The organism is Streptomyces sp. NPDC093085 (assembly GCF_040683935.1).
GTDB lineage: Bacteria > Actinomycetota > Actinomycetes > Streptomycetales > Streptomycetaceae > Streptomyces.
In genome coordinates, this window is the sequence record NZ_JBFBFB010000019.1 from 17,972 (window position 1) to 41,991 (window position 24,020).

Consider the following 24,020-nt stretch of genomic DNA (forward strand, 5'->3'; position numbering starts at 1 on the left):
TGCGTCCCTGACGGCCGCCCGCGTCCGTCCCGCACGGCCCTGGGCGGCCGGCGGGACGGACGGGGCCCGCGCCGGGGTCAGTTGACGAACACGCTCGGGCTCCCGGCCTGGCTGACGTCCGTGACCGGGCCGTACGTGGCGGAGAAGTAGCTGGCGGACGGGCAGGTGATCGGCCCGGACGACAGGCTGAAGAGCTGGTTCGCGAACGTGATGGAGTTGTCGGTGTTGGAGGTCGTGGCGGACAGCCCCGCCGAGTTGTAGACGCAGGTCGTCGCGCCCAGGATGGTGTTGATCACCACCGTCGTCCGGATCGTCCCCGCGCTCCCCGCCGCCACCGTGAGCGTCCCCGCCGAGGCGACCGAGGCGACGAACGGCAGGTTGTTCACGGTGATCGACTGCACCCCGGTGGTGCCCACGATATTGCTGGTGCACCCGCCGAAGGTGTGCGCGGTCACCGACTCCGTGGCGGTGCCCGGCGCCGTCGGGTTGGCGGTGACGGCGGCGGTGAACTGCGAGGCCGTGCAGGTGATGCCGGTGGTCCCGCCCGAGGTGGTGCGGATCGCGACGGTCGTGCCGGACTTGAGCGAGGACGTGAGCACATCACCGACGGCGACGGCGGAGCCCGCCGCGCCGCCGTAGGTGAGGACGGTGTCCGCCTGGGCGGCGGCCGGGCCGGCCCCGGAGGACCCGGCGGCGGAGGCGGGGGCCGCCAGCAGCAGACCGGCGGCGGTGGCCAGAGCGGCGGCCAGGGAGAGCGGGGTACGTCGTGCGCGCATGCGAAGTCCCTTTCGCGAGCGGGGGATACGGGGGAATGCGGCTCGGGGGTGCGTCGGGGTGCGTCGGGGGTGCGTCGGGAGGTGCGGCGGGCCGCAGGGGGGTGAGAAGGGGAGGGGCCCAGCGCCATGGACCCGTCCCCGTGCCGGGCGTACGCGGCACCGAAGGAAAACCCAAGAGGGTTTGTAGACCTCTCCGAGGGAGCGAGTCAAGGCCTCAAGAGCCAACAGGGCGAGGAAAGTTACCCACGGTATCCTGACGTCAGCGGCGTTCCCGGGGATACGGTCCGAACCCCCGCGCGCCCCCGCGGCCGGGCCGCGCACCCCTCCCGCGCCGCACCACCTGCACATTCAACACCCAATATTCACAAGGGTGTTGACCCCGCCGATACCTGAGAGTAACTTCACCTCGACTCCCACGGCCGCGCCGCCGCCACCCCCCGTACGGAAGCCCCGTCGGCGCCGGGAGCCGTCCGCGCCAGGACTCCGCCGCGCACGCTCGCCACGGTTCATCACACCCCAGGAGCAGCTCATGGCCACGTCCGAAGTCACCGGCGGTGAAACGCCCGAGAGAGCCGAACGGCGGGGCCGGGTACGGCTGCGCCGGGCGGCCCTCATGGGGGTCCCGGCCTCGGCGGTCGCCGCCGCGCTCGTCGTCCTCACCGCACAGGGCGCCATCGCCGCCCAGTTCGCCATCTCCGGCATGCCCTTCGTGGTCGCCGCCGACCGCCTGGACGCCCAGGGCTTCGAGCAGTTCGGCGCGCTCGACAACATGGCGCCGAACAGCCCCAACGCCGGGGACACCGGCGGCCAGGTGCTCGTGGTGGTCTCCGCCATCAAGAAGGCCAAACTCACCGCGCTGTGCCAGAGCGTCTCGCTGGGCGGTACGTATCTGCACATCACCGCGGGCGACAAGGGCACCCCGGTCTCGGCCACCAACCTGACCACCGACTCCACCGAACTCGGCGGCAAGCAGGCCGACTTCGACAACATCGAGATCGGCGGCGACGCCAGCACCTTCACCAAGGCGGGCGTCAAGGGACCGCTCGGCGTCTTCGGCCAGCAGGCCGACAACCTCGTCATCACCGACCTGCGGCAGACCAACTACGCCACCACGGCGGCCCGGTTCACCCTGCCCAACCTCAACCTCCGCTTCAGCTCGAAGGGCTGCTGAACGTGGTCCCGCCGCCGGCGGGCCCCCCGGCCGGAACCACCCTCCCGGCCGGGGGCCACCGCCGCCGGGGCGCCTTCGCCCGCTGGCGTGGCCGCCGGCCCTTCTGGGGCGGACTCCTGCTCCTCCTCGGCGGCGGCGAGATCCTGCTGACGGAACAGGCGTCCGTCTCCGTCGTCCTCCAGGCCGGCGCGGCCGGCATCGCCGCGTACGTCCTCCCGCTGGTCATGGTGGTCTGCGGGGTGCTGCTGCTCCTCAACCCCGCCCAGCGGCTCTTCTACTCCGTCATCGGGGTGCTGGTCACCCTCGGCACCTGGGTCACCTCGAACCTCGGCGGCTTCTTCCTCGGCCTCCTCCTCGGCCTCGCCGGCTCCACCCTCGCCTTCGGCTGGCTCCCCGACCAGGAACCCCGCCGCGCACGCCGCCGCCGCAAGGCCGCCGCGCCCGAGGCCCCCGCGTCCGGGCCCCCGGCGCCCGACTCCGCCGCGTCCGCCGCCGCCGAGCCCACCAAGGACGGCCCCGCGGTCTGACCCGCCCGGCCGCGCCTGAACCGGCCGGGGCCGCGGGCCCGCCCCGCCGCCCGCCGTGCCGCGCGGGCCCGCCCGTCTCCGTACCGCACCCGTGTCAGCGGGCCCGGCCCCCCTCCGGCCGGGCCCGCCGCCGTATGCCCGTATGCCCGCATTCCCCCGCACGCCCGCCTCCGGGCCCCGGGGCCGGCCGCGCTCCCCGGGCCTCACCCCCCGCGACCAGGGCATCGCCCCTCGTCATCGGCGGTCTGCTCAGGAGAGCAAAAAAATCCGCATGTGTTGCCGTGGGGTTAATTCCAGACCTACTGTCCGTCGCCAGGACCACATCTGGAGGCCCACATGCGCAGGAAACACGTCTTCGCGATCTTTGTCACCACATCCACCCTTCTGTCGCTCGCCGCGTGCTCCGTCTCCACCACCCCCGGTGGCGGCGACGGCGACGGCAAGAAGTCCGGCGGGACGCTCTCCATCGGCTTCAGCCAGGCGACCCAGCAGTCCCCGTTCTACGTCCAGCTCCGCACCGGCGCCGAGCAGGCCGCCGAGAAGGCCGGCGCCCGGCTCGACTTCGCCGACGCGGGCGACGACGTGACCAAGCAGAACAACGACATCCAGGACCTGATCACCCGAGGCGTCGACGTCCTCCTCGTCAACCCCGTCGACCCCAAGGGCGTCACGGCGGGACTCGCCGCCGCCAAGGCGGCCGGCATCCCCGTCGTCACCGTCGACCGCCCGGTGCCCTCCGGCGCCGTCGCCCAGGTCGGCCGCGACAACAAGGAGATGGGCCGGCTCGTCGGCGCCCAGCTCGCCAAGGCCCTCGGCCCCCAGGGCGGCAAGGTCATCGAGATCAAGGGGGACGCGGGCGGCGCGGTCGCCCGGGACCGGAGCGCCGGTTTCCACGAGGCCGTCGCCGCCAACAGCAAGATCAAGATCGTCGAGGGCCCCTACTGCGACTACATACGCGCCAAGGCCGTCACCGCCATGCAGGACCTCATCCAGACCAACCCCGACGTCAAGGCCGTCTACGCGCACAACGACGACATGGCCCTCGGCGCGCTCCAGGTCCTCAAGGAGAACAAGCGCACCGACGTCAAGGTCGCCGGGGTCGACGGCCTCATGGAAGCCGTCAAGTCCATCGCCTCCGACAGCCCCTACGTCGCCACCGCCCTCAACGACCCGATCTCCCTCGGCGCCACCGCCGTGACCACCGCCCTCGACGTCCAGGCCGGCAAGAAGACCCCCGCCACCGTCGACGCCGGCACCGGCCTGATCGACCGCGCCGACGCCGCCCGGTACACCGGCTCCACCACCTTCGCCCGCGCGGGCAAGGAATGACCGCCGGCCCCACCACGCCCCCGGCCGGGCCCGCCCCCGGGCCCGTCCCGGCACCCTCAACCGCCCGCACCCGAGAAAGCGATACGACCATGCCGCAGACCATGCGAGCCGCCCTGCTCCACGCCCCGGGCGACATCCGCGTCGAGGAGGTGCCCGTACCGCTCCCCGGGCCCCGGGAAGCCCTCGTCCAGGTCGCCGCCTGCGGCGTCTGCGGCTCCGACATCGCCCGGATGCTCCGCCCCGGCGGCTCCTACCACCTCCCGCTGATCTGCGGCCACGAGTTCTCCGGCCATGTCGTCGCGCTCGGCGCCGAACTCGCCGCCGCGGGCACCGTCCAGGAGGGCGACCTCGTCGCCGTACCCCCGCTCATCCCGTGCCGCCGCTGCGCCCCCTGCGCCCAGGGGCACTTCAGCCTCTGCGAGGACTACGACTACTTCGGCAGCCGCCGCGCCGGCGCCTACGCCCAGTACGTCACCGTCCCCGAGGGCAATCTGATGGTCCTCCCCGACGGCCTCGACCCGCGCGCCGCCGCCATGCTCGACCCGGCCGCCATCGCCCTGCACGCCATCTGGCGCACCAAACTCCGTACCGGCCACCGCGTCGCCGTCGTCGGCGCCGGCCCCATCGGCCTCTTCGCCGTCCAGTGGGCCCGCCTCGCCGGGGCGAGCGAGGTCCTCTCCATCGACGTCAGCGAGGAGAAGGCCGCCATGGCCCGCGAGGCGGGCGCCACCCACACCGCCACCACCCCCGAGCGCGCCACCGAACTCGCCGGCACCGGCTACGACGTCATCATCGAGTCGGCGGGCGTCCCGGCCACCGCCGACCAGGCCGTCTCCCTCGCCGCCCGGCACGGCCAGGCCGTCTTCATCGGCATCCCGCACGACCCGGTCGTCCTCCCCAAGGCCACCTTCAGCGCCTTCCTGCGCCGCGAGGTCACCCTGCACGGCGCCTGGAACTCCTTCTCCGCCCCCTTCCCCGGCGACGAATGGCGCACCGCCGCCCGCGCCCTCGGCGACGGCAGCCTCCGCTGGAAGTTCATGATCACCCACGAGCTGGGGCTCGACGACGTCTCCGCCACCCTCCACCAGCTCGGCGACCGCACCGTCTTCAGCTCCAAGGTCCTCTTCCTGCCGAACGGAGACCGGCCGTGACCGCGCTCCTCGCCATCGACCTGGGCACCGAGAGCGCCCGTGTCGCCGTGTACGCCGCCGACGGCACCCAGCTCGGCCTCAGCCGGAGCGGCTACCCCACCGCCTTCCCCCACCCAGGCCGGGCCGAGCAGGACCCCGAGCAGTGGTGGAGCGCCGTCGTCACCGCGACCCGCGCCGCCCTCGCCGAGGCCGGCACGCCGCCGGTCGCCGGGGTCGCCGTCGCCACCACCGCCTCCACCGTCGCCGTACTCGACGCGGCGGGCCGGCCGCTCCGCCCCGCGCTGCTCTGGATGGACAGCAGGGCCAGCGCCGAATCGGACCGCACCGCCCGCTCCGGCCACCCCGTCCTGCGGTACGCGGGCGGCTCCGACGCCGTCGAATGGCTCGTCCCCAAAGCCATGTGGCTCGCCCGGCACGAACCCGGGGTCTACCGCGCCGCCCACCACATCACCGAGGCCGTGGACTACCTCGTCTGGCGGCTGACCGGCGAGTGGACCGGCTCCCGGATGAACGCCGTCTGCAAGTGGAACTACGACCCGCGCGGCGGGGGACTCCCCGACGACCTCTACGCCGAACTCGGCGTCCCCGACCTGCGCGACAAACTCCCCGGCCGGATCGTCCCGGTCGGCGAGGCCGTCGCCCCGGTCCAGCGCTCCGCCCGCGACGCCCTCGGCCTCACCGGGCCCGCCGTGGTCTGCGCCGGCGGCATCGACGCCCATCTCTCCCTGCTCGCCGTCGGCGGCTCCCGCCCCGGCCGGGTCTCGGTCGTCTCCGGAACCTCCACCGCCTTCGTCACCGAGATCGACGAACCCGTGTACCCGCCCACCGTCTGGGGCCCCTACCCGGACGCCCTCAACGCGGGCCGCTGGCTCATCGAGGGCGGCCAGGTCACCTCGGGCTCCGTCCTCACCTGGGCGGGCGAACAGCTCCTCGGCCGGCCCCGGGCGGAGCTGCCCGCCCTGATCGACGAGGCCGCCGCGCTCACCCCCGGCGCCCACGGCCTCCTGGTCCTCGACTACTTCATGGGCAACCGCACCCCGCTCCGCGACCCCCGGCTCCGCGGCGCCGTCCTCGGACTCACCCTCGGCAGCCGCCCCGCCGAGGTCTACCGGGCCGCCGTCGAGGGCGTCGCCTACGGCACCCGGCAGGTCCTCGAATCCTTCGTCGAGGGCGCGGTCCCGGTCGACGAGGTCTTCGTCTCCGGCGGCATCCGCCACAACCCGCTCTGGCTGCGCACCACCGCCGACGTCCTCGGCCGCCCGCTCCGGCTGGTCGCCGAGGACAACCTGACCCTGCGGGCCTGCGCCGTCACCGCCGCCACCGGCTCGGGACAGGCCGCCTCGCTCACCGAGGCCGCCGCCGGGTTCGCCCCCACGGTCCGCGTGGTCGAACCCGACCCCACCCACCGGGACGCCCTCGACCAGGGGTACGCGGAGTACCGCGCCGCCACCGAGGCCACCCGTGCCATCGCCCACCGGCTCACCGCGCGGGCCGGCCTGCCGCACTGACCAGGCCGGCGGCACCGGCGGCACCGGTCGCACCCGCCGCACCCGCCCGGCATCGGACAAGGAGGTCCGGATGACCAACCCCGAGGACGAGGCCCTGCTCTACCAGGTCGCCTCCCTGTACTACGAACAGAACCGCACCCAGGGCCAGATCGGCGACGAACTGCACTTCACCCGCTGGAAGGTCGGCCGGCTGCTCGCCGAGGCGCGCGAGGCCGGCATCGTACGGATCGAGGTGGTCCACCCCAAGGCCCGGATGCGCGGCCTGGAGGAGCGGCTGCGGGAGGTCTTCGGGCTCCGCGACGCCGTCGTGGTCGCCGCCGACCGTACGGACGACGACGAACGGCTGCGCGCCCGGGTCGCCGAGGCCGGCGCCGACTACCTCGCCCGGCTCCACCCGGCCCCGCGCCAGCTCGGCGTCTCCTGGGGCCGCACCCTCGATCTGCTCGCCGCCGGACTCCACCCCGGCTGGGCCGACGGCGTCCACGTCGTCCAGATCAACGGCGGGGTCAGCCGCTCCCGCACCCCCACCTCCGCCCAGGACATGGCGGGCCGGATCGCCCACCTCGCCGGCGGCACCCTCAGCGTGCTGCCCGTCCCGTCCATCGTGGAACAGGAGGCCACCCGGCGGCTCCTGGAGGAGGACAGCGCGGTCGCCGACGTCCTCGCCCAGGCCGCCGCCGCCGACACCGTCCTCTTCAGCCCGGGCTCCCTCGGCGCCGACTCCGTCCTGGTCGACTCCGGCTACCTCACCGCGGACGACCTCACCGCCCTCGCCGCGGCCGGGGCCGTCGGCGATGTCGCCGGCCGCTTCATCGACGCGGACGGCGCCATCGTCGACCGGCCGCTCGACGACCGCACCCTCGGACTGCCCCTGGAGCACCTGCGCCACGCCTCCGTCTCGGTGGCCGTCGTCTCCGGCGGCGCCAAACACGCGGTGTGCTCGGCCGTCGTCACCAGCGGCCTCTGCAACACCCTCGTCACCGACCATCACACCGCCTCCCACCTGCTCAACCCGCACCAGTGCGAGGACCTGTGACCACCCGGAGCAGGAGCGGCCGGAGCAGCAGAGGAGGGGCCATGGGCCCGCACCACCCCGCACCACCGGACCCCGCCGTCGACCCTGCCTCCGGCCCCGACTCCGCCGTCGGCCCCGGTCCCGCCCCCGGCACCCCGCGTCTCGCCATGCGCGGCATCGTCAAACGCTTCCCCGGCACCCTCGCCAACGACGGCGCCGAACTCGTCGTACGCGCCGGGGAGACCCACTGCCTGCTCGGCGAGAACGGCGCCGGCAAGTCCACCCTGATGAAGATCCTCGCCGGCTCCTTCCCGCCCGACGAGGGCGAGATCCTCCTCGACGGCCGGCCCGTCACCCTCGCGGGCCCCGGCGCCGGACTCGCCGCCGGGATCGCCGTGATCTACCAGGAACTCGACCTCGTCCCCGATCTGACGGTCGCCCAGAACCTGCTGCTCGGCCGCGCCCCGGCGCGCGGCCCCTTTGTCCGCCGCGCGGAGCGCGCCGAACTCGCCCGCGCCGCCGTGGCCCGGGTCGGCGGGAAGTTCAGCGTCCACACCCCCGTACGCGAGCTGCCCATCGCCGACCAGCAGCTCACCGCGATCGCCCGCGCCCTCACCGCGGACGCCCGCCTCATCGTCATGGACGAGCCCTCCGCCACCCTCGGCGAACACGACCTGAGCACCGTCTTCGAGGTCATCCGCTCGCTCACCGCCCAGGGCCGCTCCGTCATCTACATCTCGCACCGCCTCGACGAGGTGATGGAGATCGGCGACCGGGCCACCGTCCTCCGCGACGGCCGTACGGTCGCCGTCCGCGACCTCGCCACCACCACGCCCGGCCAACTCGTCGCGGACATGATCGGGGAGAGCCGCGCGCTCGCCCCGGACACCACACGGCCCCGGCCCACCGGCCCGCCCCTGCTGGAGATCGGCTCCGTCCACCGCCCCGGACTCATCGACATCACCGGGATCGACGTACGGGCCGGGGAGATCGTCGGACTCGCCGGGCTCGGCGGCGCCGGCCGCACCACCCTCCTCAAGACCCTCTTCGGCGACGGTGCCGCCACCGCCCGGGTCACCCTGGACGGCACCGAGGTACGGCTGAACAGCCCGGCCGCCGCGGTACGGGCCGGACTCGCCCTCGTCCCCGAGAGCCGCAAGGAACAGGGGCTGATGCCGGGGCTCTCCGTCGCCCGCAACGCCGCCGTCACCGCGCTCGGCCGGCCGCCCTGGCTCGCCCCGCGCCGCCTCGGCCGGCGCCTCTCCGCCCCCGTACTCGAAGGACTCGGCGTCCGGCACGCCTCGCCGGACCAGCCCGTCGGCAAGCTCTCCGGCGGCAACCAGCAGAAGGTCGTCCTCGCCAAGTGGATCACCAAGGGCGGGGTACGGGTCCTCCTCCTCGACGAGCCCACCCGGGGCCTGGACGTCGGTGCCAAGGCCGACCTCTACCGCCAGGTCCGCCACCTCGCCGACGAGGGCGTGGCCGTCCTGCTGGCCAGCAGCGAACTGGGCGAACTCACCGCCCACGCCGACCGGGTGTGGGTGCTGCACGAAGGCCGCAACGTGGCCTGCTTCGACCCCCGCACCACCGAAGAGGCCACCATCGCGCACACCGTCATCACCGGCACACCGCCCACCCCGACCCCGGACGCCGCCGGCACCGGAGCACCCGGCACCGGAGCGACACCCCCTGGAGCACCCTCATGACCACACCCACCACGGCGGTCGAGCCGTCCCCGGCCCCCGGCGACCGGAGCCCGCGCACCGCCTCCCCCCGGCGCAGGGGCGCCGACCTCGTCGTCCGCTTCAACCTGGTCCTGGTCTTCCTGGCGCTCTGCGCGGTGGCGAGCCTCCTCGCCCCCGAGTTCCTGACCACCCGTAACCTCTCCAACCTCCTCCAGCAGTCCGCGCTCACCGGAATCGTCGCCGTCGGCATGACCCTGGTCGTCCTCACCGCCGGGATCGACCTCTCGGTGGGGAGCGTCGCCGCCTTCGGCGGGATGACCGTCGCCCTCCTGATCGACCAGGACATCAACGTCCTGCTCGCGATCGCCCTCAGCCTCGCCGCGGGCGCCCTCTTCGGCGCGGTCATGGGCGGACTCTCCGCCTATCTCTCGCTGCCCGCCTTCATGACCACCCTCGCCGGGCTCACCGCCATCCGGGGCCTCACCTATCTGCTCACCGACGGCGAACCGGCCGGCGGCGACCTCCCGCACTCCTTCCAGCTCCTCGGCGGCGGCTTCATCGGCTATGTGCCGATCGTCGGCCTGATCTTCGTGGCCGTCACCGTCGCCGCCGGACTGGTGCTGCGCGGCACCACCTTCGGTGAGTACATCTACGCCGTCGGCAGCAACAAGGAGGCGGCCCGCCTCTCCGGACTCCCGGTACGCGGCGTGATCACCGCCGTCTTCGCCATCTCCGGCGGACTCGCCGCCCTCGCCGGGGTGCTGCTCACCTCCCGGCTCACCATCGGCCAGCCCACCGCCTTCAACGGCCTCGAACTCGACGCCATCGCCGCCGTCGTCCTCGGCGGCACCAACCTCTTCGGCGGGCGCGGCGGCGTACTGGGCACCTTCGTCGCCGTGCTCCTCCTCTCCGTCCTGCGCAACCTCTGCAATCTGATGGGCCTCGGCTCGTTCTTCCAGATGGTCGTCACCGGGCTGATCCTCGTGGTGGCGCTCGTCCTCAACATGCTCATCGAGAAGCGGGGCTCCCGTGCCTGACACCGCCACCGCGCCCGCCACCACCGCGCCCGCCACGACCGTGCCCGCCACCACCGGCACCACCCCCGGCAACGCCGCGCTGCGCTCCCTGCTGTATGGGCTGCCCGGTGTCGACGAGGCCGGGGTGCACGCCCGCGTCGCCGACCTGGCCACCCGTTCCGTCAAGACCACCGCCAAGGCGCACGCCATCGACCTCGCCATCCGGATGGTCGACCTGACCACCCTGGAGGGCGCCGACACCCCCGGCAAGGTACGGGCCCTGGCCGCCAAGGCCCGGCTGCCCGACGCCGCCGACCGCACCGTGCCCCCGGTGGCCGCCGTCTGTGTCCACCCCGACCTCGTCCCCGCCGCCGTCGCCGCCCTGGCCGGCACCCCGGTCGCCGTCGCCTCCGTCGCCACCTCCTTCCCGGCCGGCCGCGCCCCGCTGGAGGCCCGGCTCCTCGACACCCGGCATGCCGTCGCCGCCGGGGCGGACGAGATCGACATGGTCATCGACCGGGGCGCCTTCCTCGCCGGGGACTTCCGCAAGGTGTACGAGGAGATCGCCGCCGTCAAGGAGGTCTGTGCCACGGCGGGCGCCGTCCCCGCCCATCTCAAGGTGATCCTGGAGACCGGCGAACTCGCCTCCTACGACGATGTACGCCGTGCCTCCTGGCTCGCGCTGCACGCCGGGGCCGACTTCATCAAGACCTCCACCGGCAAGATCACCCCGGCCGCCACCCCCGCCGTCACCCTCGTCATGCTCCAGGCGGTCCGCGACTTCCGCGCCGCGACCGGGCGGGCGGCCGGCGTGAAACCGGCCGGCGGCATCCGCACCACCAAGGACGCCCTGCGCAACCTCGTGATGGTCCAGGAGACCGCGGGCCCCGAGTGGCTCGACCCGGCCCGGTTCCGTATCGGCGCCTCCAGCCTCCTCAACGACCTGCTGATGCAGCGGGCGAAGCTGACGACGGGCACCTACCCCGGCCCCGACCACTACTCCGCCGACTGACGCGGACCGAAAGGCACCCGCCACCCATGACCGACACCACTGGAACCGACGACACCACAAGCACCACGAGCACTACCGGCACCACAGACACCACCGCCCCCGGCGGCTTCCCGTACGCGCCCGCGCCCGAGTCCCGGGCCGTCGTCCGCCTCCGGAGCGCCTACGGACTCTTCGTCGACGGGGAGTTCACCGAACCCGGCGGACAGACGCTCACCACCGTCAACCCGGCCGACGAGGAACCCCTCGCCGAGGTGACCACCGCCACCGAGGCCGACCTGGACCGCGCCGTCGCCGCCGCCCGCCGCGCCTTCGACGGCGTCTGGTCCAGGACCACCCCCGCCGAACGCGGCAAGTACCTCTACCGGATCAGCCGGATCATCCAGGACCGCGCCCGGGAACTCGCCGTCCTGGAATCCCTCGACAACGGCAAGCCCGTCAAGGAGACCCGGGACGTCGACATCCCGCTCGCCGCCGCCCACTTCTTCTACTACGCGGGGTGGGCCGACAAGTTGCCCTTCGCCCTGCCGGGCGTCCCCAGCCCCCGCCCGGTGGGCGTCGCCGCCCAGGTCATCCCGTGGAACTTTCCCCTGCTCATGCTCGCCTGGAAGATCGCCCCCGCGCTCGCCGCCGGGAACACGGTGGTCCTCAAGCCCGCCGAGACCACCCCGCTGACCGCCCTCGTCTTCGCCGAGATCTGCCAACAGGCCGAACTCCCGCCCGGCGTCGTCAACATCGTCACCGGCGCGGGCGCCACCGGCCGCGCCCTCGTCGCCCACCCCGGCGTGGACAAGGTCGCGTTCACCGGCTCCACCGGCGTCGGCCGCGAGATCGCCCGTACGGTCGCCGGCACCCCCAAGCGGCTCACCCTCGAACTCGGCGGCAAGGGCGCCAACATCGTCTACGCGGACGCCGCGCTCGACCAGGCCGTCGAGGGGATCGTCACCGGGATCTTCTTCAACCAGGGGCATGTCTGCTGCGCCGGCTCCCGGCTGCTGGTCCAGGAGTCCGTCGCCGAGGAGGTGCTGCACCGGCTCAAGGAGCGGGTCGCCCTGCTCAGGCTCGGCGATCCACTGGACAAGAACACCGACATCGGCGCCGTCAACTCCGCCGCCCAGCTCGCCCGGATCCAGGAGCTCGCCCGGGCCGGCCGCGCGGAGGGCGGCGAGGAGTGGTCCCCGCCCTGCCGACTGCCCGACCGGGGCTACTGGTTCGCCCCGACCGTCTTCACCGGGATCACCCAGGCCCACCGGATCGCCCGCGAGGAGATCTTCGGCCCGGTCCTCTCCGTCCTGACCTTCCGCACCCCCGAAGAGGCCGTCGAGAAGGCGAACAACACCCCCTACGGACTCTCCGCCGGGGTGTGGACGGAGAAGGGCAGCAAGATGCTCTGGACCACGGCCCGGCTGCGCGCCGGGGTGATCTGGTCCAACACCTTCAACAAATTCGACCCCGCCAGCCCCTTCGGCGGCTACCGCGAGTCCGGCTACGGACGCGAGGGCGGACGGCACGGACTGGAGGCCTACCTCAATGCCTGACCCCGCAGCACCCGCACCCGTACCGGAAACCGCGCCCGCACCGGAAACCGCACCCGACAAAGAAACCGCACCCGACAAGGAAGCCGCACCCGACAAAGAAACCGCGTCCGCGCACCCGCCAGCGCGGCTGCCGGTGCGCAAGACCTACAAGCTCTACGTGGGCGGCGCCTTCCCCCGCTCCGAGTCCGGCAGGAGCACCCCCGTGACCTCAGCCGACGGACGCCGTCTCGCCCATGCCGCGCTGGCCTCCCGCAAGGACGCCCGGGACGCCGTCGTCGCCGCCCGCGCCGCCTTCCGGCCCTGGGCCGCCCGTACCGCGTACCTCCGGGGCCAGATCCTCTACCGGGTCGCCGAGATGATGGAGGGCCGCCGCGCCCACTTCGTCCAGGACCTCCTCGACGCCGGGGGCGCCGAGGGCACCGGCCGCGCCGAGGCCGAACGGAGCGTCGACGCGGCCGTCGACCGCTGGGTCCACTACGCGGGGTGGACCGACAAGATCGCCCAGGTGCTCGCCGCCGGCAACCCGGTCGCCGGCCCGTACGACAACCACTCGTCCCCCGAACCCACCGGCGTCGTCGCCGTCCTCGCCCCGCGGGAGGCACCGCTGCTCGGCCTCGTCTCCGTCCTCGCCCCGGTGCTCGCCGCCGGGAACACCGCGGTCGTCGTCGCGAGCGAACGCGCCCCGCTCCCCGCCGTCACCCTCGCCGAGGCACTGGCCACCGCCGATCTGCCCGCCGGAGTCGTCAACATCCTCACCGGACGTACGGCCGAACTCGCCCCGGTGCTCGCCGCGCACGGCGATGTGAACGCCCTCGACCTCGCCGGGGCGGGCCCCCTCGCCGCCGAACTGGAGAGCGCGGCCGCCGCCACCCTCACCCGGGTGGTACGCCCCGACCCGGCCCCCGACTGGGATGCGCCGCCGCCGGGACTCGCCAGGATCACCCCGTTCCTGGAGACGAAGACCGTCTGGCACTCCGTGGGCCGGTAGGGAGGGCGGCGGAGCCAAGGGTCTGACGCAGCTCTGTCGAAGCGCTTCGATCCGACTATGGACAGGTCATAGCCGTGCGAACTACTCTCGAAGACGGCATGGTCGAAGCGCTTCGCCCCGGCCTCGCCATCACGCAGGACCGCCTTGGAGAGCTGAATGGTCACCCTCGCCGATGTCGCTCATCATGCCGGAGTCTCCGCCAGCACGGTGAGCTATGTCCTCAGCGGCAAGCGGTCCATCTCCGCCACCACCCGCGAGCGCGTCGAGCGGAGCATCGAACAGCTCGGCTACCACCCCAACGCGGGCGCCCGCGCCCTCGCCAGCAGCCGCTCCAACATCATCGCGCTGATGATGCCGCTCCGCACCGACATGTATGTGCCGGTGATGATGGAGATCGCCCTCGCCGTCGCCACCACGGCCCGCACCTTCGGGTACGACGTCCTCCTGCTCACCGGCGAGGAGGGCCCGGCCGCCGTCCGCCGCGTCGAGGGCAGCGCCCTCGCCGACGCGATGATCCTGATGGACGTGGAGCTGCACGACGACCGGCTGCCGCCGCTGCGCGCGACCCACCGCCCCGCCGTCCTCATCGGACTCCCCGCCGACACCGCCGGACTGAGCTGCGTGGACCTCGACTTCGCCGCCGCCGGTGCCCGGTGCGCCGAGCATCTGGCCGAGCTCGGCCACCGGGAGATCGCCGTCATCGGCGAGGGCCCCGGCGTCTACGAACGGCTCACCGGCTTCGCCGAGCGCACCCTCAGCGGGGTGCGGGAGCGCAGCCGGGAGCTGGGGCTGCGGGTGCTCCACCGGCCCTGCGAGGGGAGTTACGCGGCGGTCTCCGCCACCGTCGGCCGGATCTTCGACGAACGCCCCGGCACCACCGCCTTCATCGTGCAGAACGAGGCGGCCACCGATCCGCTCCTCGCCCTGCTGCGCCAGCAGCGCCGCGCGGTCCCCGAGGACGTCTCGGTGGTCGCCATCTGCCCCGACCAGGTCGCCGTGCACGCCTCGGTGCCGCTCACCTCCGTCGCCGTGCCCGCGCAGGAGATGGGGCGGCGCGCGGTCGAGCAGGTCGTCGCCAAGCTCGCCGGCCGCGGCACCGACGAAGTGGTGCTCATCCGGCCGGAGCTGACCGTACGGGAGAGCGCGGGCCCCCGGGCGGCACCGCCCGGGAACCCGCTCTGAGCAACGGAACAGACGGGCCGTCAGCTACTGCTGACCGAGAAGCTGTTCGTGACGAAGTCCAGACCGCCGGAGGACGAGGTGATCTCGTACCCGAACTGGACGTCACCGACGGTCACATTCCCCCACCACCCCTTGGTGTCCTTGATCCACTTGAGGATCGGCAGGATGTCGACCGTCCCGGAGGTGGAGTTCGAGGTGCGCAGGAACGAGAAGACCTGGTTGGAGCCGTTCGACCCCTTGTAGACGTTCCAGGTGTGCCCGCCGAGGGTGAGCGTGCCCTGCGAGGTGCCCAACGGGCCCACCGGTCCGGTGTAGTTCACCCAGAGCATGACCTCGTAGTTGTAGTTGGTGTCCCAGATGTCGTACGACGTGTTGTACGCGCCCGACGACGGCACCGTGACGTTGTAGGAACTCCGCAGCGAGGAGAGCGAGTCGACCGACCTGCCGACCACCTTCTTGGCGTTGGGGTACGACTTGATGCCGCCGGTGTTGGGGTGGTTGGCCCAGACTCCCCAGTTGGACGAGGAGTTGACCCAGATGGTCTGGGAGCCTGCGCCCGAGCCCCAGATGTTGTTGTACAGCGTGTAGTTGTCGGAGGTGGTGTAGTTGCCCCACTGTTCCGACGAGGACCAGATCGCCGCCTGCGCGGGGGCGGCGGCGAAGCCGACGAGCGCGAAGAACGCGACCACGGGTGCGAGCAGCAGCCGTTTCCAGGTACGTGGTGCCATGGCGTCCCTCCATGGGTGGGGGAGTACCGCGACCCCGGGGCGGGGCCGCGGGCCGTGCTCCTTCTCTGCCGGCAGTCGCCTGCCGGAGGTCACTCCGGGAGCGGGCGCAGGACGGCGACCCCGAAGCGGGCCAGCTCGACCGCGCCGGCCACCGGCCGGTCTTCGAGGAGTTCGTGGTGGCGTCCGGGGAGCGGGACGGTGACCGTCGCCCGCCCGTGGTTGAGGAGGAAGAGCAGCCCGCCCCGGCGGACCGCCTCCACCCCCTCGGGCGCCCCCGCCACCGTCGGCGCGGCCCCCGCCTCCCCGGCGATCCGGGCCAGCAGCGCGCGCAGCTCAGCGGGGTCGGGAAGCGTCGAGACGTACCAGGCGCGGCCGTTGCGGACCACGGCCGGCAGCCCGGCGAGTTCGCCGTCGCGGTACGAGGCGACCGCCTCCCCGGTCGACAGCTCCAGCTCCTCCGACCAGAGCCGGCCCCGGAACCCGTCGCACGCCACGCTCTCGTCCGGCTCCAGCGGCCACCACTCGTGGAGCGTGCCGATGCCCAGCAGCGCACGGAGCCGGGCGTCCATCCCGCCCTCGCGCACCCGGTCGTCCCGGTCGGCGATCCCGGTGAGGAAGCCGCACACCAGGGTGCCGCCGCCCGCGACATAGCCGGTCAGGTTCTCGATCGCGGCGTCGTCCAGCAGATAGAGATGGGGGAGGACCACCAGCCGGTAGCCGCTCAGATCGTGGTCGGGCCGGGCGAACGCGGTGGGCAGGTTCGACTCCCACAGGGCGCGGTGCCAGGCCTGTACGAGCTCCGCGTGGTCCAGGTGCGCGGAGAGCCGGCCGTCCTGCTGGTCGGCCCACCAGGAGTCCCAGTCGTGCAGCACCGCGATCTCCGCCGGGACCTGGGTGCCCGCCACCTCCGGTCCCAGCAGGACGAGTTCGGCGCCGATCCGTACCGTCTCGCGGAAGACCCGGCCCTCCTCGCCCGCGTGCGGGACCATCCCCGAGTGGAACTTCTCGGCGCCCTGCCGGGAGGCCCGCCACTGGAAGTAGCAGATGGCGTCGGCGCCCCGGGCCACGGACTGGAGCGACCAGAGCCGGTTGAGCCCGTACGGCTTGGGGTGGTTGACGCCCCGCCAGTTGACCGCGCCCGCCGCCTGCTCCATCACCATCCAGGGCCCCTTCGCCTGCGACCGGGTCATGTCGCCGACGAGCGCGTTGAGCTGACCCCCCTGCGGGTCCCTGGGGTCCGGGTAGACGTCGACCGACACGGCGTCCTCGTGCTCCGCCCAGGCCCAGGCGTCCTGGCCGATCCAGAGCGGCATGAAGTTGGTGGTGACCGGGGTCCGCGGGGAGTGGCGCCGGACGATGTCCCGCTCGGCCAGATAGCACTCCAGCAGCGCGTCCGAGGTGAAGCGCCGGAAGTCCAGGGCCTGCCCGGGGTTCCGCATGTACTGGGCGCGCCGGGGCGGGATGATCTCCTCCCAGGAGTCGTAGCGCTGGCTCCAGAAGGCCGTGCCCCACGCCTCGTTGAGCGTCGCCAGGTCGCCGTACCGGTCGCGCAGCCAGACGCGGAAGTGCCGGGCCGTCGCGTCGCACCAGCAGTGGGTGCAGTACTCGTTGTTGATATGCCACATGCGGAGCGCCGGATGGTCCGCGTACCGCGCCGCCAGGTCCTCGGTGAGCGCGGCGGCGTATCCCCGGTAGACCGGGGAGCTGGGGCAGAAGTGCTGGCGCGAGCCCCACCACACCACCCGGCCGTCCTCGTCGCGCGGCAGGGTCTCCGGGTGGCGGGCGCCGAGCCAGGGCGGCGGGGAGGCGGTCGGGGTGGCCAGGACCACCCCGATCCCGTTGCTGTCCATCAGCTCCATCAGCCGGTCCAGCCAGCCGAACTCCCTTGCCCCGGGCCGGGGTTCGATGGTGGCCCAGGAGAAGACCCCGAGGGTCACCGAGGAGACCCCGGCCCGCTTCATCAGCCGTACGTCCTCGGCCCAGGTCTCCTCGGGCCACTGCTCCGGGTTGTAGTCGCCGCCGAAGAGGATCCGGCCCCGGGTGGCGTCGTCGAGCGAGGGCATCAGGCGGGGTCTCCGTACTGGACGCCCCGGCCGTTGGTGCCGAGGTAGACGCGGCCGTGGAGCCGGGGATCGCCGGTGATGGTCTCGCCGGTCCACCCCCACTGGTGCGCGTCGTCGTTGATCCGGGTCCAGGACGCCCCGGTGTCGTCGGAGCGGTACACCCCGATGAAGTCCTCGGTGGCGCCGGTCTGGAAGACCGCCGGATAGGCGGCGCCCGGCGCCTCCTTGCCGAAGCCGAGGGCGTACGAGCCCCAGCAGCTCGGCACCTTGGTGAAGGAGGTGCCCCCGTCGGTGGACCGGTAGAGGCCGTTCCACTTGGCCGAGAGCCAGAGGTCGCCGGAGCGTCCCGGCGCCGCCGCGATCCGGAACTGGACATCCCCGGCGGGCAGCCCGGACGCCCCGCGCGCGAAGGTCGCCCCGCCGTCCGTGGAGCGCAGGACGGCGCCGCCTTCGGTGTCGTACGCGTAGAAGATCCGGGGGTTCACCGGGTCGGCGACCGGCTCGGCGCCCCGGGGGAAGGTGGCGATCTCGGTCCAGCTCGCACCGTTGTCGGTGGAGCGGAAACCGGGGTGCCTGGTCCCGTCCCAGTGGACGAACGACCAGATCAGCAGCGCCCCGTCGGCGCTCACCGCGACCGGCCCCGGCGCGTCCTTCGCGATCGCCGGCTGGGCCGCGAACGGGGCCCAGCTCTGCCCGCCGTCGTTCGAGAACGCCCCGTTGCCCGCGTCGCCCCAGCCGGTCCGCACCACGTACGAGGGCTTCAGCGCGGCCTGGGCGAGCCCGGTGGCACTGCCGAAGACCGGGTTCGCTGCCATGCCCCGGGAGGGCGAGGCGGTCAGCGAGTCGTGGTACATCACCCCGATGTCGCCGAGCGCGCTGAGCAGCGGCGCCGAACCGGCCGGCGGCGAGATCACCTTGCGGACGGCGGACTCCTCCAGCCCCCGGATCTCCGGCGCCCAGCGGACCAGGTCGCGCGTGCCGTACAGGGTCGCCCCGGTCCCGTACACCAGATGCCGCGAGTCGTACGGGTCGAGCGCGACCGCCTGGATCCACCAGCCGAACTTGGGCGCGGAGCCGCCCCACCGCAGATAGGGCGTCTCGGTCACGTCCAGGACCGCCGTCTCCTTGAGCGAGGTCCAGCTCCGTCCGGAGTCGGTGGAGCGGTACAGGGTGTCGACCGGGCCCCAGCGGTTGTTGGTGGAGACGACGACCGTGCCGGGGACCCGGGGGTCGACCGCGACCCCGCCGTACCCGAAGGGATCGCCCCCGCCGGGCCGGACCGGGGTCACCTCCGTCCAGGCGCCGGTGGCGGTGGTGAGCCGGTGGACCGACCCCTCGCTCTGGTTGTTGGGCCCCGGGGTGTTGGCGTAGGTCACGTACAGGGCGTCGGCCCCGGCGTCGTACGCCGCCCGCACCGGCACCTGGGCGGCCGGGCCCGAGGGCCGTCCCGGCACCGCCTCCCAGCTCACCCCGTCGCTCGTACGGTAGAGGCCGCCGCCCCCGTCGCCCCACCCCGCGTACACCGTCCGCCCCGCCGCCACCAGCAGCGTGATGCCCTGCCCGGAGGGGTTCGGGGCGGCCGGGAAGGGCGCGGCGGACCAGGTGGCGCCCCGGTCGGTGGAGGTGAGCAGCCCGTCGTGCCGGGTCCCCAGATAGAGGGTGTCGCTGTTCAGCGGCGAGACGAGCAGCCGCTCGCCGGTGCCGCGCCCGTCCTCGTTGGCGCCGAGCCGGACGCCGAGATCGGTGCGGCTCCAGGTGGCGCCCCGGTCGGCGGAGCGGAGCACGGCCCCGTGGGAGGCCCAGGACTGGGTGTAGGCGCCGAGCGCCAGATAGACCCGGTCGGGGTGGTACGGGTCGACGGCGAGCGCCTCGACGCCGAGCAGGTTGTAGTCGTCCCAGCCGAGGTGGTCGGTGAGCGCGGTCCAGGCTGCGGTCGCCTCGTCCCAGCGGTAGGCGCCGCCGATGTCGGTCCGCGCGTACGCCAGCCCCCGGACCGCCGGGTGGAAGAGCACCCCGGTGACGAACCCGGTCCCGCCGATGGCCGCCGTACGCCACCGGTACGCCTGCGCGGCGGCCGGCGCCGCCGCCCCGGCCGGGGAGGCCCCGGGGGCGGGCCGGGGCGCGGCGCTCGCCGCGCCCGTACCGGCCGTCGCTGCCAGGGCGAGCGCGGCCGCTGCGCCGGACGCGGTGGCGAGCACGGTACGTCTGCTCTGACCCTGCTGCGGCTCGGACATGACATCACCTTCCGTCGGTGGGGGGTTGCGCGAGCGGCGGTGCGGCGGTGCGGGGGAGTGCGGCGGTGCGGCGTGCGGTGGTACGCGTACGGTCGTACGGGTACGGGCGGGCCCGGTCACCCCTTGACGGCGCCGGTGAGCATGCCCTTCCTGAAGTGCTTCTGGACGAACGGCGAGGCGACGGCGACCGGGAGCAGCGCCAGCACCATCACCGCCATCTGCACGGCGAGCGGCGAGAGCTGCCCGGTCTTGATCTGCTGGCCCAGCCCGGTCGGCGGCTCCTGCTTCTGGACGAGCTGGATCATCACGTTCTGGAGCGGCATCATGTCCTGGTCGCTGAGGTAGAGGGAGGCGTTGAACCAGGCGCTCCAGTAGCCGACCGCGTAGAACAGCGCGATCACCGCGATGACGGCACGCGACAGTGGGATGACGATGCCCCAGAGGATCCGCAGGTCGCCCGCGCCGTCGATGCGCGCGCTGTCCATCAGCTCCGGGGAGATGTTCATGAAGAACGAGCGGAGCACGAGGATGTTGAAGACGCTCACCGCGCTCGGCAGGATCAGCGCGAGATAGCTGTCCGTCAGCCCGAGCGCCTGCACCAGCAGATAGGTGGGGATCAGCCCGGCGCCGAAGAACAGGGTGGCGAGCAGCGTCATCAGGATCCAGCGGTGCCCGAGCGAGTCGGTCCGCACCAGACCGTACGCGCAGAGCACGGAGACCGTCATGCTGAACACGGTGCCCACCAGCGTCACTCCGAGGCTGACCAGGGCGGCGCGCTGCACCTGGCCGCCGCTCAGCAGCTCCTGGTAGGCGATGAACGTGATGTCCCGGGGGATCACCACCAGGCCGCCCGCGTCGCTGATCGTCTCCCGGGAGGAGAGGCTGGTGACCACCACGATCCAGAGCGGGAAGAGGATCGCCAGACAGGCCACGGTCAGCACGGCGGCCTTGCCCGCGAGCCCCGCCCCGGTCGGCTCCTCCTCCCAGACGGGGCGCGGCGGCGCCGCCCAGCGGCCCGCGCCCGGCGGCCGTGCCGTACGCCGCTCGTCGGTGCCGGTGCCGGTGTCGGTGAGGCTCACTTCTTGTACACCCCCTGCTCGCCCATGAGATGGGCGACCTTGTTGGCGGTGAGGACCAGCCCGAGCCCGATGACCCCCTTGACCAGACCGGCCGCCGCCGCGTACCCGAAGTCCTGGTTCCTGATCCCCGTCCACCACACGAAGGTGTCCAGCACTTCCGCCGCATCCCGCCCCACGGCGTCCCGCTGGAGGAGGATCTGCTCGAACCCGACGGTCAGCGCGTCGCCCACCCGGAGCACCAGCAGCAGCGCGATCACCGGGCGCAGGGCGGGCAGCGTGACATGCCACATCCGCCGCCACCGCCCCGCCCCGTCCATCGCCGCCGCCTCGTACAGTTCGTGATTGACGGAGGAGAGCGCGGCGAGGAAGACGATGATGCCCCACCCGGCGTCCTTCCAGACGCCTTCGGCGGTCACCAGGAACTTGAAGATCCCCGGGTCTGTCATCAGGTCGAAGCCCTCGACGCCGTGCTGCCGCAGCGTCTGCGCGATGATGCCCGCGCCGCCGAAGATCTGCTGGAAGACGGTGACCACCAGCACCCACGAGAAGAAGTGCGGCAGATACATCACGGCCTGCGCGATCGCCCGCACCCGGGGTCTGAGCACACTGTTGATGAGCAGGGCCAGTGCGATGGGGACCGGGAAGTAGAGGACGAGCTGGAGGACGAAGAGAACGAGCGTGTTCTGCGCCGCCGCCCAGAACGCGGAGTCCGCGAAGATCCGCTGGAACTGCTCGAAGCCGACCCAGGGGCTCTGGAGCATCGCGGCGAAGCCGTTCTCGCCGAGGTACGGGTCGTAGTCCTGGAAGGCGACGACATTGCCCAGGATCGGGATGTAGTTGAAGACCAGGACCAGCAGCAGCGCCGGCAGGGTCATCAGCAGGAGCGTACGGTCCCTGCGGAGCCTGATCCGCCACCTCCGCGGGGGCCGCTCCGGTCCCCGCCTCTTCCGGCTGCCCGCCTTCCGGTTCCCGGCGCCCCGGCCCGGCGTCCGGGCCCCGGCGTCCGCCCGCGCCCTCGCCACGGGCACCGTCCCGGCGGCTCCGTCCGCCCCCTCGCCGCCGTCCGCCCCGTCGTCCCCGGCGGGCGGCGCGTCCGGCACTGCGCTGTGCGACACCTCGGACTCCTCGCGTCGTACGGTCAGCTCGCGGCCGGACCGGAGTCGTCGAGCAGCTTCGTGTACCAGTCGCGCAGTTGGTCGCCGCCCTGGCTCCGCCACTCGGAGACGGCCTGCTGGACGGCGCCGACCTTCTTCCGGCCCCGGACGATGTCGTCCTCCAACTGCTCGAAGTTGTCCGCCAGGTTGGTCCACCGGTTGGGCTCGGTGATGGTCAGCCCGGAGAACGAGGTCTTCTTGGTGAACGCGCCCATGCGCTGCTGCCACTCCACCATCGCCCGGGTCAGGTCGGCGCGGTCCGGGTGGGCGATGTACGGCGCCGGGTGGCTGGTGTAGTCGAAGGCGCCGACCACATCGGTATTGCCCTGGTCGGTCTTGACCGGCAGCCCGTTCTTCACCGTGTAGTGGGTGCCCTCGACGCCGTACTCGGTGAGCATCCGCTCCTTGGTGCCGTACGGCGCCGCGGTGAAGTTGGAGACCGCCAGCACATCCCTGACCAGTTGCTCCGAGGAGCCCTTGCGGACGAACGCCCAGATGTTGGCGGGCTGCACCGCGTAGAGCCGGGGATCCCCGCCGTCATGGCCGAAGATGTCCATCGCGCCCATCCGGAAGTCCTTTTTGGCGGCCTGCTCCACCGACTTGGCGTACCAGCTCGACAGGTCCTGGTTGTAGATGAGCACCTGCCCGGCCGTGAACCGGTTGCCCGCGTCGCCCTGTGCGGCCCTGGCGTCCGGGTGGACCACCCCGGCCGCGTACAGCTTCCGTGTCCACTCCAGCGCCTCCAGGTACTCGGGCGTCTCGATCCGGTTGACGAGCTTGCCGTCGACCCGGTCCCACCAGAGCGCCTTGTCGCTGCCGGAGAGCACCCCGAACACACTGAACGCGGTCCACTTCATGTCGTCGCAGGCCCAGACCTTCGCCCTGGCACTGGTGATCTCCTTGGCGAGGGCGAGGAACTCGTCGGCGGAGGTGGGGAGTTCGTACCCCTTCTGCTCGAAGATGTCGGCGCGGTAGAAGGGCGCGATGTTCACCACGGGCGAGGCGGGCATCGGGATGCCGCGCAGCGCGCCGCCGAAGAGGGAGCGCTGCCAGGCGTCGGTGGGGATCGCCGCGAGGTTCGGGAAGTCCTTGACCTTGTCGCCGGAGAGATAGGGGCCCAGGTCCTCGAACTTGGCGTTGACGGCGCCGGGGATCTTGCCGGTCAGATTCCACCCGGGCACGATCACCACATCGGGGATGTCGCTGGAGGCGAGCACCGCGCCGAGCTTCTCGTCGTACGTGTTGCCGTCCTGGTTCTGCCAGACGGTACGGACCCCGATCGCCTCGTTCATCGCCCGGTAGTACGCGTTCGAGGAGGCCGGCGGGGTCCCCCAGAACGGGGACATGATCCTGATGCTGCTGCCCTTGCCGAGCTTCGAGGGGACCGAGGCCTTCAGTTCGGCGGTGGCGATGGCGGTGGTGTACCCCGCCGCCGAACCGTTCTTCGACGGGATGTCCGGCGGTACGGTGCTCTGCGCAACGAAGGCCGGCAGCAGCTTCCGCGCCTCCTTGCCGGAGGTCGCGCCCTCCTTCTTCCCGCTCTGCCCGCCGCCGCCGCACGCGGCGAGCAGCGGTGCCCCGCCCGCCACCGCGGCGGCGGCCACCGCCGTGGAGGCGAGGAAGCTTCTCCGGCTGGGAGCGGAGGACGACGTCGGCGTCATTGCGTCAACCCTTCGTGGTGCGCCGGAACACCGGCGGATCCGGGGGGAGCCGGCCGATCGGAAGCGGAGGAGGCTCACGACAGGGCCGTCCCGCGAGTCGACCGAAAAGTGTCGAAGCGCTTCGATGTTGCTGCGAGGTTAAATGAACGCCCCGGGGTCCACAAGAGTCGATCCCAAGATTCCTTGACACTCCGTTCCGCCTCCGC

At 72.8% G+C, this 24,020-nt stretch carries 19 protein-coding genes; 12 read left to right on the forward strand and 7 right to left on the reverse strand.

The genetic code is table 11. The features are described 5' to 3' along the window. Positions 1 to 77 precede the first annotated feature (77 nt). Positions 78 to 776 carry a Tat pathway signal sequence domain protein gene (locus AB0O07_RS33440; RefSeq protein WP_365640570.1) on the reverse strand — a complete coding sequence of 233 codons (699 nt, stop codon included), beginning with the start codon at positions 774 to 776 and terminating at the stop codon, positions 78 to 80. A 529-nt stretch (positions 777 to 1,305) separates the two neighbouring features. Here AB0O07_RS33440 and AB0O07_RS33445 point away from each other — a divergent pair. The 12 genes from AB0O07_RS33445 to AB0O07_RS33500 all read left to right on the forward strand — a co-directional run bounded on the left by AB0O07_RS33445 (position 1,306) and on the right by AB0O07_RS33500 (position 14,895). Next, positions 1,306 to 1,947, forward strand: a complete 642-nt coding sequence (locus tag AB0O07_RS33445) for a DUF6230 family protein (protein WP_365640572.1) — start codon at positions 1,306 to 1,308, stop codon at positions 1,945 to 1,947. 2 nt (positions 1,948 to 1,949) lie between these two features. Next, positions 1,950 to 2,474, forward strand: a complete 525-nt coding sequence (locus tag AB0O07_RS33450) for a DUF6114 domain-containing protein (RefSeq protein ID WP_365640575.1) — start codon at positions 1,950 to 1,952, stop codon at positions 2,472 to 2,474. Positions 2,475 to 2,810: 336 nt separating this feature from the next. After that, on the forward strand, positions 2,811 to 3,803 hold the full coding sequence (locus AB0O07_RS33455) for a substrate-binding domain-containing protein (RefSeq protein WP_365640577.1): 993 nt from the start codon (positions 2,811 to 2,813) through the stop codon (positions 3,801 to 3,803). A gap of 89 nt (positions 3,804 to 3,892) precedes the next feature. After that, positions 3,893 to 4,954, forward strand: a complete 1,062-nt coding sequence (locus AB0O07_RS33460; RefSeq protein WP_365640579.1) for a galactitol-1-phosphate 5-dehydrogenase — start codon at positions 3,893 to 3,895, stop codon at positions 4,952 to 4,954. Then, entirely contained in the window at positions 4,951 to 6,462 is a 1,512-nt protein-coding gene (locus AB0O07_RS33465) for an FGGY-family carbohydrate kinase (RefSeq protein WP_365640581.1), read from the forward strand. Before AB0O07_RS33460 ends, AB0O07_RS33465 begins: the two co-directional genes overlap by 4 nt. 70 nt (positions 6,463 to 6,532) lie before the next feature. Next, positions 6,533 to 7,498, forward strand: coding sequence for a sugar-binding domain-containing protein (locus AB0O07_RS33470; protein ID WP_365640583.1), 966 nt, complete (start codon positions 6,533 to 6,535; stop codon positions 7,496 to 7,498). Positions 7,499 to 7,539: 41 nt separating this feature from the next. Further along, entirely contained in the window at positions 7,540 to 9,183 is a 1,644-nt protein-coding gene (locus AB0O07_RS33475) for a sugar ABC transporter ATP-binding protein (protein WP_365640585.1), read from the forward strand. Next, complete coding sequence (locus AB0O07_RS33480; protein ID WP_365640587.1) at positions 9,180 to 10,199, forward strand: ABC transporter permease; 1,020 nt, start codon at positions 9,180 to 9,182, stop codon at positions 10,197 to 10,199. Before AB0O07_RS33475 ends, AB0O07_RS33480 begins: the two co-directional genes overlap by 4 nt. Before the next feature lie 40 nt (positions 10,200 to 10,239). Beyond that, positions 10,240 to 11,190, forward strand: coding sequence for a deoxyribose-phosphate aldolase (gene deoC, locus AB0O07_RS33485; protein WP_365640769.1), 951 nt, complete (start codon positions 10,240 to 10,242; stop codon positions 11,188 to 11,190). Positions 11,191 to 11,216: 26 nt separating this feature from the next. After that, positions 11,217 to 12,725 (forward strand): aldehyde dehydrogenase family protein, encoded by a 1,509-nt coding sequence (locus tag AB0O07_RS33490; RefSeq protein ID WP_365640589.1) that lies wholly within the window; start codon positions 11,217 to 11,219, stop codon positions 12,723 to 12,725. A 127-nt stretch (positions 12,726 to 12,852) separates the two neighbouring features. Then, positions 12,853 to 13,713 carry an aldehyde dehydrogenase family protein gene (locus AB0O07_RS33495; protein ID WP_365640771.1) on the forward strand — a complete coding sequence of 287 codons (861 nt, stop codon included), beginning with the start codon at positions 12,853 to 12,855 and terminating at the stop codon, positions 13,711 to 13,713. Between the two features lie 156 nt (positions 13,714 to 13,869). After that, positions 13,870 to 14,895 (forward strand): LacI family DNA-binding transcriptional regulator, encoded by a 1,026-nt coding sequence (locus tag AB0O07_RS33500; protein ID WP_365640592.1) that lies wholly within the window; start codon positions 13,870 to 13,872, stop codon positions 14,893 to 14,895. A 20-nt stretch (positions 14,896 to 14,915) separates the two neighbouring features. Here the strand turns inward: AB0O07_RS33500 and AB0O07_RS33505 are convergent, their stop codons facing one another. The 6 genes from AB0O07_RS33505 to AB0O07_RS33530 all read right to left on the reverse strand — a co-directional run bounded on the left by AB0O07_RS33505 (position 14,916) and on the right by AB0O07_RS33530 (position 23,814). Beyond that, complete coding sequence (locus AB0O07_RS33505; RefSeq protein ID WP_365640595.1) at positions 14,916 to 15,623, reverse strand: hypothetical protein; 708 nt, start codon at positions 15,621 to 15,623, stop codon at positions 14,916 to 14,918. Between the two features lie 89 nt (positions 15,624 to 15,712). Continuing rightward, complete coding sequence (locus AB0O07_RS33510; protein WP_365640598.1) at positions 15,713 to 17,686, reverse strand: beta-galactosidase; 1,974 nt, start codon at positions 17,684 to 17,686, stop codon at positions 15,713 to 15,715. Next, entirely contained in the window at positions 17,686 to 19,920 is a 2,235-nt protein-coding gene (locus tag AB0O07_RS33515) for a 1,4-beta-glucanase (protein WP_365640601.1), read from the reverse strand. Before AB0O07_RS33515 ends, AB0O07_RS33510 begins: the two co-directional genes overlap by 1 nt. A 116-nt stretch (positions 19,921 to 20,036) precedes the next feature. Continuing rightward, a complete protein-coding gene (locus tag AB0O07_RS33520; RefSeq protein ID WP_365640604.1) occupies positions 20,037 to 20,999 on the reverse strand; it encodes a carbohydrate ABC transporter permease in 963 nt (320 codons plus the stop codon). Then, on the reverse strand, positions 20,996 to 22,027 hold the full coding sequence (locus AB0O07_RS33525) for an ABC transporter permease subunit (RefSeq protein ID WP_365640773.1): 1,032 nt from the start codon (positions 22,025 to 22,027) through the stop codon (positions 20,996 to 20,998). Before AB0O07_RS33525 ends, AB0O07_RS33520 begins: the two co-directional genes overlap by 4 nt. A gap of 110 nt (positions 22,028 to 22,137) precedes the next feature. Then, entirely contained in the window at positions 22,138 to 23,814 is a 1,677-nt protein-coding gene (locus AB0O07_RS33530; protein WP_365640606.1) for an extracellular solute-binding protein, read from the reverse strand. Between the last annotated feature and the right edge of the window lie 206 nt (positions 23,815 to 24,020).